This window comes from Nocardia sp. CA-128927 (assembly GCF_050955855.1).
Taxonomy (GTDB): domain Bacteria; phylum Actinomycetota; class Actinomycetes; order Mycobacteriales; family Mycobacteriaceae; genus Nocardia.
The window spans coordinates 7,734,232-7,749,946 of the sequence record NZ_CP192087.1 but is presented as its reverse complement, the minus strand read 5'-3'; the positions used below and the strand labels follow the sequence as shown (position 1 = coordinate 7,749,946).

Below are 15,715 nucleotides of genomic sequence, written 5' to 3'. Positions count from 1 at the left end.
TAGCAATTTCGTGCGCAGCTTGCGAAAAGGAGCGCGGGAGGTGGCTTCCGCATCGTTGCAGCTGTTGGCGTTGGCGTGCTCAGGTGGCGGTGACGCGGCGGCGGGCGAGCAGGAGGTAGGCCGCGGCGGCGAGGACGAAGCCGACGAAGAAGGTGATGTCGCCCAGGTCGGGGAGTTCGCGGACGATGTAGCCGGTGAACTTGGCCTGGTTGGAGAACAGCAGCACCGAGATCGCCAGGCCGAGTAGAAATGCCGCTACGCCAGGCCAATTGGTGTAGGCGCGGTCGTAGAGCAGGTCCTCGATCTTGCGGCCGCGGCGCAGGTACTGGTCGACGAACATCACGCCCAGCCACGGACCGATCCAGTACGCGACGATCAGCAGGAACGCCTCATAGCTGGCGGCGGCGTCGGGCAGCGCCCACCAGGCGACCAGGAAACCGATGGCGCCGAAGCAGATCGAGACGACGGCCCGCTGCGTCCGAATCGGCAGCTTGATACCGATCGTCACGAATGCCATTGCGCCCGAATACACATTCAACGCATTGGCCGCGACGGCGCCGAGCGCGATGGCGAGCAGCGTCAGGTTCGCCAGCACGCCGGGCAGATTCGCGGTGAACACATCCGTCGGACTGCCCTGCACCGCGCCGACGATGGTGGCCGAGGCCGCGCCGAGCGCCGACAGCCACAGACACGAGACGAACAGCCCGGCTCCGGCATAGCCACCGGTGGCGACCCGCGACACGGTCTTGGGCAGGTAGCGAGAGTAGTCCGCCGCGTAGGGATTCCAGCCGCCCGCATAACCGAACGCGGTGCCGACCGTCAGCAGGAACCCGCCGATCCCACCGACGCCACCCGACGGCGCGGCGGCACCGAGGTCGGCCTTGCTGAAGATCACGATGGTCACCACGAGGAACACCACCGCGAGCACCGGGAACACGAACCGTTCGAACGCGTGCACCAGGTTGTGGCCGAACGCGGCAAAACCGGTCTGCACCAGCACGATCAGGATCAGTGCCGTCAGCTTCGGCATGCCGGTCAGCGTGCTCAACGCGAACGCGCCGCTCACGCTGTTGGTGGCGAACCAGCCGACCCCGCACATGATCGACATGAACGCGGCGGGCAGCGCGTTGCCCCGATATCCGAATGCCAAGCGCCCCAACACCATCTGCGGCACGCCGTGGGCGGGCCCGCGCCCGGACAGCACGTAATGCGCTGCCGCGCCGAGCCCGACGCCCGCCGCGAAACCGAGCGTCGCCTGCCAGAAGTTCATCCCGAACGCGGTGACCGACAGCACGCCGATGAAGATGGTGGCGAATTCCAGGTTCGGCGACATCCAGGTCCAGAACAGCTGGCGCGGGCTGCCGTGCCGGGCGTCGTCGGGGATGTGCTCGTTGCCGCCCGGTTCCACCGCGATGACGCGGTCGGCGTATTCGGACGCCAGCGGCGTGTCGTCGGTCAAAGCCATGTATGAACACTCGTCCGTGCGGGCTCGGTGGGCAACGGACGAACCGTACGTCAGTAGCTACCGTGCGACGGACAATCCGCCCACCCGGCCCGGCTCATCCGGTGACGGCGCTGACCTGGTTGCTCCAATTCGGCGACGAGGTGAAGAACTCACCGCCCGCGCGAAAGGCGTCCCGCGCGGTGGCATCGCCTTGCAGCTGCGCCATCAGCCACGCCGTCGGATAACCGAGATACCCGTACACCCCGTTCGTGCACGGAACCGACGCGCCCGCGCAGTCCGGCTGACCCTGCACGTCGTTGTGGTTCGGGCCGTTGAGCGTGCCCCACACCTTCGACAGATTCGCCGGAGTCGCTTCGTAGTACGCCTGATTCGACTGCAACCCTTCCGCCTGCCAGGGCAGTAGCTGCTGCGATGGTGAGATGAGTCCATCGGACGAACCGTTCACCAGGAACACCGAACCCGCTGTCAGCGAACGGGTGTCGGCACAGGTGGTCGACGTGGAGCAGAAGTGCTGCGCCGGAACCTCCAGCGGCACCGCGGTTTTGATCGCTCCACCGGCATCGCGCATGGCATTCAACACCCCGGACGCTCCCTGCGAGTGCCCCATTGCACCGACTGCCGCCTTGTCCAACTTCCCGTAGAACACGCTCGCCGGATCATCACCCTGCGCGAGCAGGTAGTCCAACGACTTCCGAATGTCGACACCGGACCCGGTGCCCTGGTTCTCGGTGCCGATCACGACGAAGCCCCACGACGCCAAATGCCGCAGTAGATAGGCGTATTGGCTCGGGACGGCATTGGTCCCGTCGCCCCACACGACGATCGGATGCCGAGTCGCCCCCAGATCGGTCGGGTACCAGACGTCGAACTTCGCCCCGGTGCTGTCGCAGCAGCCGAAGCCGAGCCGCTCGGTCACCGCCGCCGGACCCGGCTGGAAGTACTTCGACTCGACGCCCTGCGTCGGCACGTAGGGCGCCGGATCAGCGTGTGCCACACCGGCTGTGGCGGGCACGATGGCCAGCGCTGTCGAGGCGACCACCATGTGCACTGTCCGACTCCAGCGGTTCATGCGCCCGAGTATAGGAACGATCAACGACGCCTCCACCCGGTGCGCACGGCCATTTCCCGCTGGTCGAGCGCGGTTTCCACAGCCGATAGCGCCGGTGACCACAGTCGATTGTCGTCACGCCGAACCCAGGCCGTAGGCTCGAAAACTGTGCCGAACACCCCAGACCACACCGATGACCAGGCGGTATCCAGTGCCGCGCCGCAAGAGGGGGACCCGAACTATCTGGTCGGGCTCGATCTCGACGGTCGCCGCGTCGTCGTGGTCGGCGGCGGCACCGTGGCGCAGCGCAGGCTCGGCCTGCTGATCGCCTCCGGCGCGGACGTGCACGTGGTCAGCCGCGAGGTCACCCCCGCGGTCGAGGGCATGGCGACCTCCGGGCAGCTCACCGTCACGCTGCGGGCCTACGCCGACGGCGACCTGGACGGCGCCTGGTACGCGATCGCCTGCACCGACGAGCCGGAGACCAACGCGGCCGTCGTCGAGGAGGCCACCCGCCGCCGGATCTTCTGCGTGCGCGCCGACAACGCCCGCCTCGGCACCGCGGTCACTCCGGCGACCGCCCGCTACGACGGCATGACCCTCGGTGTCCTGGCGGGCGGCCAGCACCGCCGCTCGGCTGCGGTTCGCAACGCACTGCTGGAGGCCCTGCAATCCGGTGTGGTGACCGATGATTCGACACCGATCACACCGGGCGTCGCGCTGGTCGGCGGTGGCCCCGGCGATCCGGACCTGATCACGGTGCGCGGCCGCCGCCTGCTCGGGCGCGCGAATCTGGTGGTCGCCGACCGCCTCGCCCCGCCGGAACTGCTGGCCGAACTCGGCCCCGACGTCGAGGTGATCGACGCCGCGAAGATCCCGTACGGCCGGGCCATGGCCCAGGACGCGATCAATGCAGCGCTCATCGAGGGTGCCAAGGCGGGCAAATTCGTCGTCCGGCTCAAGGGTGGCGACCCGTATGTCTTCGGCCGTGGCTTCGAGGAGCTCGAGGCCTGTGTCGACGCGGGCATCCCGGTAACCGTCGTCCCCGGCATCACCAGCCCGATCTCGGTACCCGCGGCCGCGGGCATCCCGGTGACCCACCGCGGCGTCACCCACGAATTCGTCGTGGTCAGCGGTCACGTCGCCCCCGATCACCCGGACTCCCTGGTCGACTGGCCTGCCCTCGCCCGCCTGCGCGGCACCATCGTCCTGATGATGGCCGTCGAACGCATCGAGCAGTTCGCCACCGTCCTGATCGAGAACGGCCGCCCCGCGACCACCCCGGCCACGGTCATCCAAGAAGGCACCATGCGCACCCAGCGCGTCCTGCGCGCGGACCTCGGCACCGTTGCTGCCCGCGTCCGCGAGGAAGGCATCCGCCCGCCCGCCATCGTGGTCATCGGCCCCACAGCAGGTTTCTCCGCGGACAGCTGAAGCCCACAGCCGCACGGGTTCTGATTTCCCGCACGCCGACTTGCCGCGCAAACACGCGTGCGGATGCTAAAAGGCGTGCGGCTGCCGCACCGCAGGGTTCTCAACGGACAGCGGATCGGAGCGCTGAAGCCCACAGCCGCACGGGTTCTGATTTCCCGCACGCAGACTCGCCGCGCAAACACGCGTGCGGATGCTAAAAGGCGTGCGGCTGCGGGGGCGGTGCCAGTAGGCCGCCGATACCGTGCGGCCCGTCCAGGTAAGTACAGTGGCTCACTGTGCTTGAGAATCCCGCTGCGACGATGCAGTATCCGATGAAGCAGCGGGCCTTCGGGCTCGCCATCCTCGTGCTGAGCGGGCTGCAACTCATGGTGGTGCTCGACGGCACCGTGGTGATCTTCGCCCTGCCTCGGTTGCAAGAGGAGATGGGGCTGTCCAGCGCGGGTAGCGCGTGGACGGTGACCTCCTACGGCCTCACCTTTGCCGGGCTGATGCTGCTGGGCGGCCGGCTCGGCGACGCGTTCGGGCGTAAGCGGATGCTGATCATCGGCGTCGCGCTGTTCACCTTCGCCTCGCTGCTGTGCGGATTGGCGCAGAACGAGGGCATGCTGCTGGCCGCCCGCGCGCTCCAGGGCGCGGGCGCGGCGATCGCGGCGCCGACCGCATTCGCCCTGGTGGCAACGACTTTCGCGCCGGGTAAGGCGCGCAACCAGGCGATCGCGATCGTCGGCTCGATGGTCGGCATCGGCTCGGTCGGTGGTCTGGTCGTCGGCGGCGCGCTGACCCAGGTGTCCTGGCGCTGGATCTTCCTGATCAACGTGCCGATCGGCGTGCTGATAATCGTCGGCGCGATCTACAAGCTGGCCGACACCGCGCACCACCGCTCACCGCTGGATGTGCGCGGCGCGATCCTCGGCACGCTCGCCTGCGCCGCCATCGTGTTCGGCGCGACCGAGGGACCCGAGATGGGCTGGGACAACCCGTTCATCATCGGCGCGCTGATCGGCGGCGTGGTGCTGCTGGTGGTGTTCGTGATCATGGAGCGGCAGATCGACGATCCGCTGCTGCCGTGGTCGCTGTTCGACAGCCGCGACCGGGTCGCCACCTTCCTGCTGATCTTCCTGGCCGGCGGCGTGCTCGGCGCGATGACCTTCTTCGTCGCGCAGTTCCTGCAGAACGTGATCGGCTACAGCCCGCTGCAGGCGGGCGTCGCGGCCATCCCGTTCACCATCGGCATCGGCATCGGCGGCGCGCTGGCCTCCAAGGCCGCGCTGTACGTCGCGCCGCGCTGGCTGCTGGCCGGGGCGGCGACCGTGCTCGGCATCGGGCTGCTGTTCGGCGCGACGCTCGACGGGGACGTGCAGTACCTGACCACCCTGCTGCCGCTGCTGATCGTGATCGGCTTCGGCGTCGGCATGGCGATGGTGCTCGCGCCGCTGTGCGTGCTGGTCGGGGTGTCCGCGGAGAACATCGGGCCGCTGTCCGCGGTGGGGCAGATGTTCATGAACCTGGCGACGCCGGTGGCCATCGGCCTGCTCACGCCGATCGCGGCGTCGAAGACGCTGTCACTCGGCGGGCGGACCGGCAAGGTGACCGAGATGAACGCGCATGAGGTCGCCGCGCTCGGCAGCGGTTACACGCTGGTGCTTTTCGTGTGCGCGATCGTCGCGTTCGCGGCCGGTCTGATCGCGCTGACGCTGCGGTTCACGCCGCAGCAGCTCGCGCAGGCGCAGCATGCGCAGGAAGAGGCCCAGCAGGCCTGAGCCTGCCGGGCCGGGGGTTTCAGAACCGGCCTGCGACCTTGCTCGGCGTCACGCGGACGATCAGGCGCGGGCCGTCGTTGACGGAGGCGGGATTGAAGTCCAGGTACTTCTGACCGCTGTACTTCAGTGAAAGCTCGTCCGGCAGCGTCTTCTCCGGATCCGGGGTGAGCGTCGCGGTGCCGCGGACCTCCGCGTACTTGTACGGCTCCTCCGGCGGGTTGATCATCACGGTGATGCGCGGGTCGCGGGCCAGATTCTTGCCCTGCTGACGATCGGTGGTGGTGGAGAAGAGCAGCTCGTCGCCCTCGCGCTTCAACCAGATGACGGTCAGGTGTGGTTGCCCGTTGGGGTTGACCGTGGCCACGGTCGCGAACACCTTCGACTCGTCCAGATACTTCTTCAGATCTTCGGAAAGCTCAGCGGTATCGGTCACGCATAGCAGGAACACCCCACCGGCCGAAGACATTCCGGCCCGGCAAAAGCCGGGACCCACGAGGGATGGGTCCCGGCCGCCACCAGAATGCGTGTCGTCAGGAAACGTACTGGTCGGCCACGGTCAGCGTCTGGTCGAGAATGGCCAGGCCCTCCTTGGCTTCCGCCTCGCTGACAATGCACGGCGGCACCACGTGCAGCCGGTTGAAGTTGACGAACATCAGCAGCCCGGCGGCCCGGCACGCGGCGACGACTTCGTTCATCTCCGGACTGGTGCCGCCGTAGGGCGCGAGGGGTTCGCGGGTTGCCCGATCCCGGACGAGTTCCAGTGCCCAGAACACCCCGGTGCCGCGCACCTCACCGATGCTCGGGTGCCGATCGGCGAGCTCGCGCAGGCCGGGGCCGAGCACCCGGGCACCGATCTCGGCCGCATTCTCGATGATGCGTTCGTCGGCCATCGCGGTGATCGTCGCGACCGCGGCCGCCGTGGCCAGCGGATGACCGGAGTAGGTGAGGCCACCGGGGTACGGCCGGTCGTCGAAGGTCGCGGCGATCGCCGGGCTGATCGCCACCCCACCGAGCGGCACGTACCCGGAGTTCACGCCCTTGGCGAAGGTGAGCAGATCGGGGACGACACCCTCGAAATGCTCTATGGCGAACCACTTTCCGGTCCGCCCGAAGCCCGACATCACCTCGTCGGCGATGAAGATGATCCCGTACTTGTCGCACAGCGCCCGCACACCCGCCATGTAGCCCGGCGGCGGAACCATGATTCCCGCTGTGCCGGGTATGGATTCGAGCACGATCGCCGCGATGGTGCTCGGCCCCTCGAACGCGATGGTCTGTTCGAGATGCGCCAAAGCGCGCTCGGTTTCCTCGGTTTCATCGGTCGAGTGGAACTGTGTGCGGTAGAGGAACGGGCCGAAGAAGTGCACCACGCCGCTGTTGCCGTGATCGTTGGGCCAGCGCCGCGGATCACCGGTCAGGTTGACCGCGGTCTCGGTGCCGCCGTGATACGAGCGGTAGCGCGCCAGCACCTTGTAGCGGCCGGTGTGCAGCCGGGCCATCCGCACCGCGTGCTCGACCGCCTCGGCGCCACCGTTGGTGAAGAAGATCTTGTTCAGCTCACCGGGTGTCCGCTCGGCGATCAGCCGGGCCGCCTCCGAGCGGGCGTCGTTGACGTGCGGCGGCGCGACGGTGCACAGCTTGGCGGCCTGTTCCTGAATCGCCGCAACGACTTTCGGGTGTTGATGGCCGATATTGGTGTTCACCATCTGGGAGGAGAAGTCGAGCAGCCGGTTGCCCTCGCCGTCCCAGACGTAGCAGCCCTGGGTGGCGCTGATCGTCATCGGGTTCAGGTGCGCCTGGGCGGACCAGGAGTGGAAGACGTGGCGGCGGTCGAGCTCGTACGCGCGTTCGGCGGCCGCGCGGGCGGTCTCCGGTGTCAATCCGTTCGGGAGGGTCATCGGCGAGTTCTCCTGCGTCGCTGGGCTTGTCGGTTAGTTGTTCGCGGGGCTTCCGCTACTTGTTCTCGGGGAAGCCGAGATTGATCCCACCGTGGCTCGGGTCGAGCCAGCGCGTCGTGACGGCCTTGCCCCGGGTGAAGAAGTGCACCCCGTCGGCGCCGTGCGCGTGCGAGTCGCCGAACAGCGAGTTCTTCCAACCGCCGAAGCTGTAGTAGGACATGGGAACCGGGATCGGCACGTTGATACCGACCATGCCGACCTCCACCTCGTTGTGGAAGCGCCGGGCCGCGCCGCCGTCGTTGGTGAAGATGGCGGTGCCGTTGCCGTAGGGGTTGGCGTTGATCAGCGCGAGCGCGTCGTCGTAGCTGTCCACCCGCACCACCGAGAGGACGGGGCCGAAGATCTCGTCGGTGTAGACGCTCATGTCGGTGCCGACGTGATCGAGAATCGTCGGCCCGAGCCAGAATCCGTCCGCCGCGCCGTCGGCCTCGATCCCGCGACCGTCGAGAACGACACTGGCACCGGCGGATTCGCCCGCCGCGATGTACTCGGCGACCTTGTCCCGGTGCGCGCGGGTGACCAGCGGGCCCATGTCGGTGCCGCGGGTGCCGTCGCCGGTCTTGATGGTGGTGGCCCGCTCGGTGATCTTGCCGACCAGTTCGTCGGCGGCGTCGCCGACCGCGACGACCACGCTGATCGCCATGCATCGCTCACCCGCGGAACCGAATCCAGCGTTCACCGCGGCGTCGGCGGCCAGATCCAGATCGGCGTCCGGCAGCACCACCATGTGGTTCTTCGCGCCGCCGAGCGCCTGCACCCGCTTGCCCGCGGTGGTCCCGCGCTGGTAAACGTACTTCGCGATCGGGGTGGAGCCGACGAACGAGACCGCCTTGATGGCCGGGTTGTCCAGCAGCTCGTCGACCGCGACCTTGTCGCCCTGCACCACATTGAAAACGCCTGCGGGCAAGCCTGCTTCGTCCCACAGCTCGGCCAGCCACAGCGACGCCGACGGATCCTTCTCGCTCGGCTTGAGCACCACCGTGTTGCCCGCCGCGATGGCCAGCGGGAAGAACCACATCGGCACCATCGCCGGGAAGTTGAACGGCGAGATGACGGCGACCGGGCCCAGCGGCTGGCGGATGGAGAAGATGTCCACCTTCGTCGACGCGTTCTCGGTGTAGCCGCCCTTCAGCAGATACGGTACGCCGCAGGCGAATTCGACGACCTCCAGGCCGCGGCTCACCTCGCCCATGGCGTCGGCGAGCACCTTGCCGTGCTCCGCGGTGATCAGCTTGGCGATGTCCTCCTTGCGCTCGTTCAGCAGTTCGCGGAACCGGAACAGGATCTGCGTGCGCCGCGCCAGCGAGGTGTCCCGCCAGGCCGGGAAGGCGTCCGCCGCGGCGTCGATGGCCGCGCGGGTGTCCGCGACATTCGCCAGCGCGACCTGCCCAGTCACCACCCCGGTGGCCGGATTGGTCACCGGCGCGGTCGCCTCGCTGGTGCCTGCGAAAGCCTTGCCGTCGAGCCAGTGCGCGATTGTCTGCATTTCTCCTCGATTCGATCCGTGAGCGTCGCGGTGCGTCGGCGGATGGACGCCTCCTTGGTACTACTCTCCGGCATCATCCTTCCTCGACGGCCCGACGATCTGTACGCAATTCCGGATTTCGTATTACGATTCGTCGGTGCTTCCCTCCGTGGCCGATGTGCTGGCGATGCCGGTGGTGCTCGCCGGGGAACCCCAGGTCGTGGCGGGCGGATCGCTGGACCGGCCGGTGCGCTGGGTGCACGTCAGCGATGTGGCGGATGTGGCGCAGCTGCTGGTCGGCGGGGAACTGATTCTCACCACCGGGCAGGCGATGAGCCACGGCGACATCGCGACGGTCGGTTACCTGACCGCGCTGGCGGCCGCCGGGGTCGCGGGGTTGGTCATCGAGCTCGGCGGATACGTGCCGGAACTGCCGCCGGTCGTCGCCGCGACCGCCGACACGCTCGGTCTCCCGCTGATCGTGCTGCACAAGATCACCCGGTTCGTCGAGATCACCGAGGCGGTGCACCGGGTCATCGTGGCCGAGCAGTACGCCGAACTCGAATTCGCGCGCACCGTGCACGAGACGTTCACCGACCTCAGCGTGCGCCGCGCCTCGCTCGCCGAGATCGTGAAAACCGCTGCGGGCATGCTGGATTCGTCGGTGGTGCTGGAGGACCTTTCGCATCGGGTGCTCACCCTCACGGCCAAGCACGCGTCCACCCCGACGCTGCTGGATGACTGGGAGACCACCTCGCGGCTGCTGCCCGACGGCTGGGACGCGGTCGCCGTCGGCCCGCACACCCAGCGGTGGGGACGGCTCATCCTGCCGTCCAACGACGTGCCGACCGCCCGCGCCCGGATGGTGCTCGAACGGGCCGCGCAGACCCTCACCCTGCACCGGATGATCGAGAAGGACCGCTTCGGCCTGCACCGGCAGGCGCAGACCGGGCTCATCGACGACATGGTCAACGGTCGCGTGCTGGACGAGCGGGACGCGGCGGCGCGGGCCGCCGCGCTCGGCCTGGCCCGCCGGGCCGCCTACGTTCCGCTGGCCATCGATATCGCCGCGGTCGCGGAGACCGATCCGGTGGCCAGGCAACGCCGGGCCGCGGGCATCCTGGACGCGGTCACGCACGGCCTCGGATTGGCGAAGCTGACCGCGCTCGCCGCCGCCGATCAGGGCGACCGGGTCGGCATGATCCTGGCGCTGCCGCGCACCGGCGATCTCGACGCCAGCCTGACGGCCGCCTGCACCGCGATCACCGGCGAGGTGCGCCGGGTCGACGGCGTCGAGCGGGTGGTGATCGGCGTTGGCGCGGAATCGGATTCGCTGCTCGACACCGCGCACGAGCTGCCGCACGCCGCGCACGTCGCGGAAGTGGCGCTGTCGCTGGAGACTTCGGCGCCGCGGCCGTTCTACCGCAGCGGCGATGTGCGGCTGCGCGGCCTGCTTTCGCTGATCCGCAACGAAACGGGCGTGCAGCGGTTCGCCGAGACGGAGCTGAGTGCGTTGCTGCGCTACGACATTCGGCACACCGCCGACCTGACCCGCACCCTGCGTCAGTTCCTCGATCTGGCGGGGAACAAGACCGAACTCGCGCGTCGGCTCAACATCAGCAGGCCGACGCTCTATGACCGGCTGGCCCGCATCGAGCGCATTCTCGCCGTCGATCTCGAGGACGGGGAGTCGCGTACGTCGTTGCACGCCGCGCTGCTGATCCGCGATCTCACCGCCAACGCCGACGTACCGTGACCGGGCCCCGCGTGACGGCGCTCACGGCGCCGAGCTGTTTGCGTCACACACGGGAACATCGCAGGTCGCGGCGGCGTTTCAAGCTCTATGACAACCGTTGGATTGATCGGTAGTGGGAACATCGGCAGTACGGTGGCGCGGCTCGCCATCGACGCCGGCCTCGATGTGGTGCTCAGTAACTCACGTGGTCCGGAGACCCTGGCCGATCTCGTCGCGTACCTCGGGCCACGGGCTCGGGCGGCGACCGCCGAAGAGGCGGCCGCGGCGGGGGACATCGTCGTGGTGACCGTGCCGCTGCGCAACTACCGGCAGGTGCCGGTGGCGCCGCTGGCGGGCAAGGTCGTGATCGACACCAACAACTACTACCCGGACCGGGACGGGACGTTCCCTGAGCTCGCGGACGGGTCGACGACGAGCAGCGAACTGCTGCAGAAACATCTCCCGACCTCGAAGGTCGTGAAAGCGTTCAACAACATCTACTTCGGCCACCTCGCCACGCTGGCCCGCCCGGCCGGCTCGCCGGATCGCACGGCACTGCCGATGGCGGGCGACGACGCGGACGCGAAAGCCGCTGCGGCACAACTGCTGGACGTACTCGGCTACGACACCGTCGATGTCGGTCCGTTGAGCGAGAGCTGGCGCTTCCAGCCGGACTCACCGGCCTACGCGGACGTGTACTCGTCGGCACTTCCGTTCTGGGAGAACGCCGGTGCGCCCGCCGATGCCGCGAAGATCCGCGCGCTGCTGGCCACCGCGCAGCGCTGACGGATATGCGGAACCCGGGAGCGTAGCCTGCTCCCGGGTTCCAGATTGCCGCCCAATTCGCACACCCCGGCGTCAGGATCGGATGAGCTTCAGGTTAGCGACGTGTCATACGGTTAGACCACCTCCGCATGGGCGCGGAAGACCGGAGTTGAACCGGCATCTCGTCGCGGGCATGTCCTTTCCTCGTCCCGCGGTGTTCGGCGGCGAATACTCGTGCTGGAGCGAGAGTCTGAGGTTGACCACGGTTGCCTCTACCAGTTGGGCCACCCGGACATGGATGCCCGGAGGGGGACTCGAACCCCCACTGACGCCGTGTGATTCAGCTTTAGCTTCAGATTGAGTTTGCGCTCCTGCGCATCCCTCGCACGCGGCGAGGGAGTCTGTGGTGCCTCCCCGCCACGCAATTACCGCGTGGTGCACCAACATTCAGCTCGGGGCGACCGAATCCTCCCGTTCCGGCAACCTCGAGCTCCCGTGCCACGGTGCGGACCCGTGGTCGGTCGGCGCATCCCATTTTCTGGGCTCGATTCGGTGATGTGCTGTGAACCACAGGGTCCGGAGCATTGTCGGCGGCGGCGCGGTTCGACAGACTGAGTCGATGGGGACATCGACGGTGACAGACCTGCTCGGGCGTTGGGCGGCACTTGCGGGGGCGGATGCCGAGGCAGTCGGGGATGACCTGATCCGCCGCTATCAAGAAGCTCATCGGCGATACCACACGGTCGATCACCTGGCCGCGATGTTGCCGGTGATCGATGAGCTCGCCGGGGACGCCGATGACGCGGACGCGGTTCGATACGCGGCGTTCTTCCACGATGCCGTCTACGCGGTCGATCGTGCGGACAACGAGGAACGCAGCGCGGTTTTGGCCGAGGAGGTTCTCGAATCACTCGGCGCCGCACCGGAACTCGTTCGCGAGGTCGCCAGGCTGGTACGCCTGACCGCCACCCATGATCCGGCCGACGACGACCGCAACGGCGGCGTCCTGTGCGACGCCGACCTCGCGGTGCTCGCCGCCGATGAGCAGGGGTACGCCGCGTACGCCGCAGCGGTCAGGGCGGAGTACCGGCACGTGCCCGACGATCTGTTCCGTACCGGGCGAGCGGCCGTACTTCAGGGCTTGGCCCGGCAGCCGAGACTCTTTCGAACCCCTATTGCCCGAACACGATTCGAGACGGCGGCGCGTGCCAATCTCGACCGTGAACTGGCGACGCTGACGGAGCCGACGGACTGATGCGGTCGCGGGGCGAGCCCGGTTGGTCGCCGGGCTCGATGCGGCAGGACTGATCACGCGATATCGAGACGGGCGCATGCCGAGTAGCTGCCGATCCTCATCGAAAGGCGTGGCACGTGCGGCCGCGAACTGGCTTCTCGGGTCGATGAGCGCCGCCTCCGCCGCTCAGGTGATGATCAATAGCTCAGTGGGCGAGGCGATTTCGGTGCGCAGGCCCGCTTTGCTCGCGACGCTGGCGAGGCCGCGGACGTCGGTCGGTTCGGCGCGGGTGAGCACGAGGGCGCGGGCGAGCAAGCCCTTGTGGTGTTTGTTGAAGTGGCTGACCACAGTGCGCGAGCCGTCGGGGTGTTCGGTGAGGACGTTGGCGGTGACGGCGCCGGGTACGCGGCCGAGCTGCTGGTAGGTACCGGAGCGCAGGTCGACCACGAGGTCGCCTGCGGCCTCGGCGAGCAGGGCCTCGGCAAGCGAGTCACGCCAGACGGCCGAAAGGGTCGGCAGGCCGGGCAGTTTCGAGCCGCCGGACAGCCGGTACGCGGGGATCGGGTCGCTGGCGCGGACCGCACCGAACAGCGCGGAGCCGATGCCGAGGCGCGCGTACGCCTTGGCGCGCTGCGGTTTGCTGAACGAGCGCGCGTCGAGCGCGTCGTAGAGCACGCCGGTGTAGCGCTCCAGCGCGGGGCGGGTGGGGGAGGTGCGCAGGGCCGCGTTGCGCGCGATCTCGGCGTCAGCCCCCTTGCCGAGACCGAGCACGGCGCGACTGGCGTCCGGGTCGGTGGCCAGCTTGGTCACCTCATCGATGAGCCGGTCGCGCACCGCCGTGAGCTGCGGCATCGACAGCTCGCCGAGGTCGAGCGGAACGTCCGTACCACCGTCGGACTTGGTTTCGGAGGGAGGCAGCAGCACCAGCACGAGCGATAACGGTAATGCGCTGTGAACATCGTCCAGCCAGCGACTACCCTGTGCATCCGTGATCACCCGCCTCTCTCGCCTTTTCCTGCGTACCCTGCGCGACGATCCCGCCGACGCCGAGGTGCCCAGCCACAAACTGCTCGTCCGCGCCGGCTACGTACGGCGCATCGCGCCGGGCGTCTACTCCTGGCTGCCGCTGGGCCTGCGGGTGCTGCGCCGGGTCGAGGACGTGGTGCGTCAGGAAATGGACGCGATCGGCGCCCAGGAGATCTCGCTGCCCGCGCTGCTGCCGCGCGATCCGTACGAGACCACCAACCGCTGGACCGAGTACGGCGACAGCCTGTTCCGCCTGCAGGACCGCAAGGGCGCGGACTACCTGCTCGGCCCGACCCACGAGGAACTGTTCGCGCTCACCGTGAAGGGCGAATACAACTCGTACAAGGACCTGCCGGTCACCCTGTACCAGATCCAGAACAAGTACCGCGACGAGGAACGCCCCCGGGCGGGCATCCTGCGCGGCCGCGAATTCATCATGAAGGACTCGTACTCGTTCGATCTGGACGAGGACGGGCTGAAGGCGAGCTACGCCGCGCATCGCGAGGCCTACCAGCGGATCTTCGACCGGCTACACGTCAAGTACGTCATCGTGGCGGCCACGTCCGGCGCGATGGGCGGCAGTGCGTCCGAGGAGTTCCTCGCCGACAGCCCCGTCGGCGAGGACACGTATGTGCGCTGCGTCGAGTCCGGTTACGCGGCCAACGTGGAGGCCGTGGTCACGCCCGCGCCCGCGCCGCTGCCGCTCGACGGACTGGCCGAGGCCGTCGTGCACGACACCCCGGACGCCCCCACCATCGCGACCCTGGTCGACTGGGCCAACAGCGCCGGGATCGCCGAGCAGTTCGGTCGTCCCGTCACCGCGGCCGACACCCTGAAGAACGTGATGGTGAAGCTGCGCCACCCGGACGGCAAGTCCGAGATCGTCGGCGTCGGCATCCCCGGCGACCGCGAGGTCGACGACAAGCGTCTCGGCGCCTCCGTCGAGCCGGCCGAGGTCGAACTGCTCACCGAGGCCGACTTCGCCGCGAACCCCTTCCTGGTGAAGGGCTACATCGGCCCGAAGGGCTTGCAGGCCAACGGTGTTCGCTACCTGGTCGACCCCCGCATCGTCACCGGCACCGCCTGGATCACCGGTGCGGACGCCAAGGGCAAGCACGTCGTCGGCCTCGTCGCCGGACGTGACTTCACCCCCGACGGCACCATCGAGGCCGCCGAGGTCCGCGACGGCGATCCCTCGCCCGACGGCCGCGGCGTGCTGGTGGCGTCGCGCGGCATCGAGATCGGCCACATCTTCCAGCTCGGCCAGAAGTACACCAACGCGTTCGACGTCGACGTGCTCGGCGAGAACGGCAAGCCGGTGCGCCTGACCATGGGCTCCTACGGCGTCGGCGTCTCCCGCATGGTTGCGGTGATCGCCGAGCAGCAGCACGACGACAAGGGCCTGCGCTGGCCCGCCGAGGTCGCCCCCTACGACGTGCACGTCGTCATCGCGAACAAGGACGACGCCGCCCGCGCGGGCGCCGAGGAAGTAGTGGCCGGCCTCAACGCCCAGGGCCTCGACGTCCTCTTCGACGACCGCACCGCGTCCCCCGGCGTCAAGTTCAAGGACGCCGAATTGCTCGGCATGCCACTGGTTCTCGTGGTCGGCCGCGGCTGGGCCGAGGGCAAGGTCGAACTCCGCGACCGCTTCACCGGCGAAGCCGAAGACCTCCCCGCCGACTCGGCCGTCGCCGCCGTCGTCGCCAAGGTCCGCGGCTAGTCACCAACCAACCAGCGCGGCCCTGATGGACACCCCATCGGGGCCACGCTGTTTTGCCGGACGGAACAGACCGGGGGACCTACGGTGGCGTAGGCGGGATTTGCT

At 68.5% G+C, this 15,715-nt stretch carries 12 protein-coding genes; 6 read left to right on the top strand and 6 right to left on the bottom strand.

Translation table 11 applies throughout. The features are described 5' to 3' along the window. Window positions 1-79: 79 nt before the first annotated feature. Together ACQPW1_RS35780 and ACQPW1_RS35775 are read right to left on the bottom strand one after the other, a co-directional pair. Entirely contained in the window at window positions 80-1,465 is a 1,386-nt protein-coding gene (locus ACQPW1_RS35780; protein WP_433656703.1) for a purine-cytosine permease family protein, read from the bottom strand. Between the two features lie 94 nt (window positions 1,466-1,559). Beyond that, entirely contained in the window at window positions 1,560-2,534 is a 975-nt protein-coding gene (locus tag ACQPW1_RS35775; protein ID WP_433656701.1) for a hypothetical protein, read from the bottom strand. A gap of 222 nt (window positions 2,535-2,756) precedes the next feature. On the opposite strand from ACQPW1_RS35775, the gene cobA reads away from it, so the two are divergent. Together cobA and ACQPW1_RS35765 are read left to right on the top strand one after the other, a co-directional pair. Beyond that, complete coding sequence (cobA, locus tag ACQPW1_RS35770; RefSeq protein ID WP_433665430.1) at window positions 2,757-3,947, top strand: uroporphyrinogen-III C-methyltransferase; 1,191 nt, start codon at window positions 2,757-2,759, stop codon at window positions 3,945-3,947. A gap of 299 nt (window positions 3,948-4,246) precedes the next feature. Then, window positions 4,247-5,707, top strand: a complete 1,461-nt coding sequence (locus tag ACQPW1_RS35765; protein ID WP_433665429.1) for an MFS transporter — start codon at window positions 4,247-4,249, stop codon at window positions 5,705-5,707. Window positions 5,708-5,726: 19 nt separating this feature from the next. Here ACQPW1_RS35765 and ACQPW1_RS35760 read toward each other — a convergent pair whose 3' ends face one another. The 3 genes from ACQPW1_RS35760 to ACQPW1_RS35750 all read right to left on the bottom strand — a co-directional run bounded on the left by ACQPW1_RS35760 (window position 5,727) and on the right by ACQPW1_RS35750 (window position 9,151). Then, window positions 5,727-6,140: a PPOX class F420-dependent oxidoreductase gene (locus ACQPW1_RS35760; RefSeq protein WP_433656699.1), complete on the bottom strand. Its 414-nt coding sequence runs from the start codon at window positions 6,138-6,140 to the stop codon at window positions 5,727-5,729. Window positions 6,141-6,237: 97 nt separating this feature from the next. Continuing rightward, window positions 6,238-7,605, bottom strand: a complete 1,368-nt coding sequence (locus ACQPW1_RS35755) for an aspartate aminotransferase family protein (RefSeq protein WP_433656697.1) — start codon at window positions 7,603-7,605, stop codon at window positions 6,238-6,240. 55 nt (window positions 7,606-7,660) lie between these two features. Further along, a complete protein-coding gene (locus ACQPW1_RS35750) occupies window positions 7,661-9,151 on the bottom strand; it encodes a CoA-acylating methylmalonate-semialdehyde dehydrogenase (protein ID WP_433656695.1) in 1,491 nt (496 codons plus the stop codon). Between the two features lie 136 nt (window positions 9,152-9,287). On the opposite strand from ACQPW1_RS35750, the gene ACQPW1_RS35745 reads away from it, so the two are divergent. From ACQPW1_RS35745 to ACQPW1_RS35735, 3 genes are all read left to right on the top strand, one after another. Beyond that, window positions 9,288-10,886 (top strand): PucR family transcriptional regulator ligand-binding domain-containing protein, encoded by a 1,599-nt coding sequence (locus tag ACQPW1_RS35745; protein ID WP_433656693.1) that lies wholly within the window; start codon window positions 9,288-9,290, stop codon window positions 10,884-10,886. Between the two features lie 57 nt (window positions 10,887-10,943). Continuing rightward, complete coding sequence (locus ACQPW1_RS35740) at window positions 10,944-11,651, top strand: NADPH-dependent F420 reductase (RefSeq protein WP_433665428.1); 708 nt, start codon at window positions 10,944-10,946, stop codon at window positions 11,649-11,651. 598 nt (window positions 11,652-12,249) lie between these two features. Further along, a complete protein-coding gene (locus ACQPW1_RS35735) occupies window positions 12,250-12,885 on the top strand; it encodes an HD domain-containing protein (protein ID WP_433656691.1) in 636 nt (211 codons plus the stop codon). A 165-nt stretch (window positions 12,886-13,050) separates the two neighbouring features. Here the strand turns inward: ACQPW1_RS35735 and yaaA are convergent, their stop codons facing one another. After that, the gene (gene yaaA / locus ACQPW1_RS35730) at window positions 13,051-13,794 is read right to left on the bottom strand and encodes a peroxide stress protein YaaA (RefSeq protein WP_433656689.1); all 744 of its coding nucleotides are present in this window, start codon (window positions 13,792-13,794) and stop codon (window positions 13,051-13,053) included. A 58-nt stretch (window positions 13,795-13,852) separates the two neighbouring features. Here yaaA and ACQPW1_RS35725 point away from each other — a divergent pair, with 58 nt between their 5' ends. Then, window positions 13,853-15,610 (top strand): proline--tRNA ligase, encoded by a 1,758-nt coding sequence (locus ACQPW1_RS35725; RefSeq protein WP_433656687.1) that lies wholly within the window; start codon window positions 13,853-13,855, stop codon window positions 15,608-15,610. Window positions 15,611-15,715: the final 105 nt, after the last annotated feature.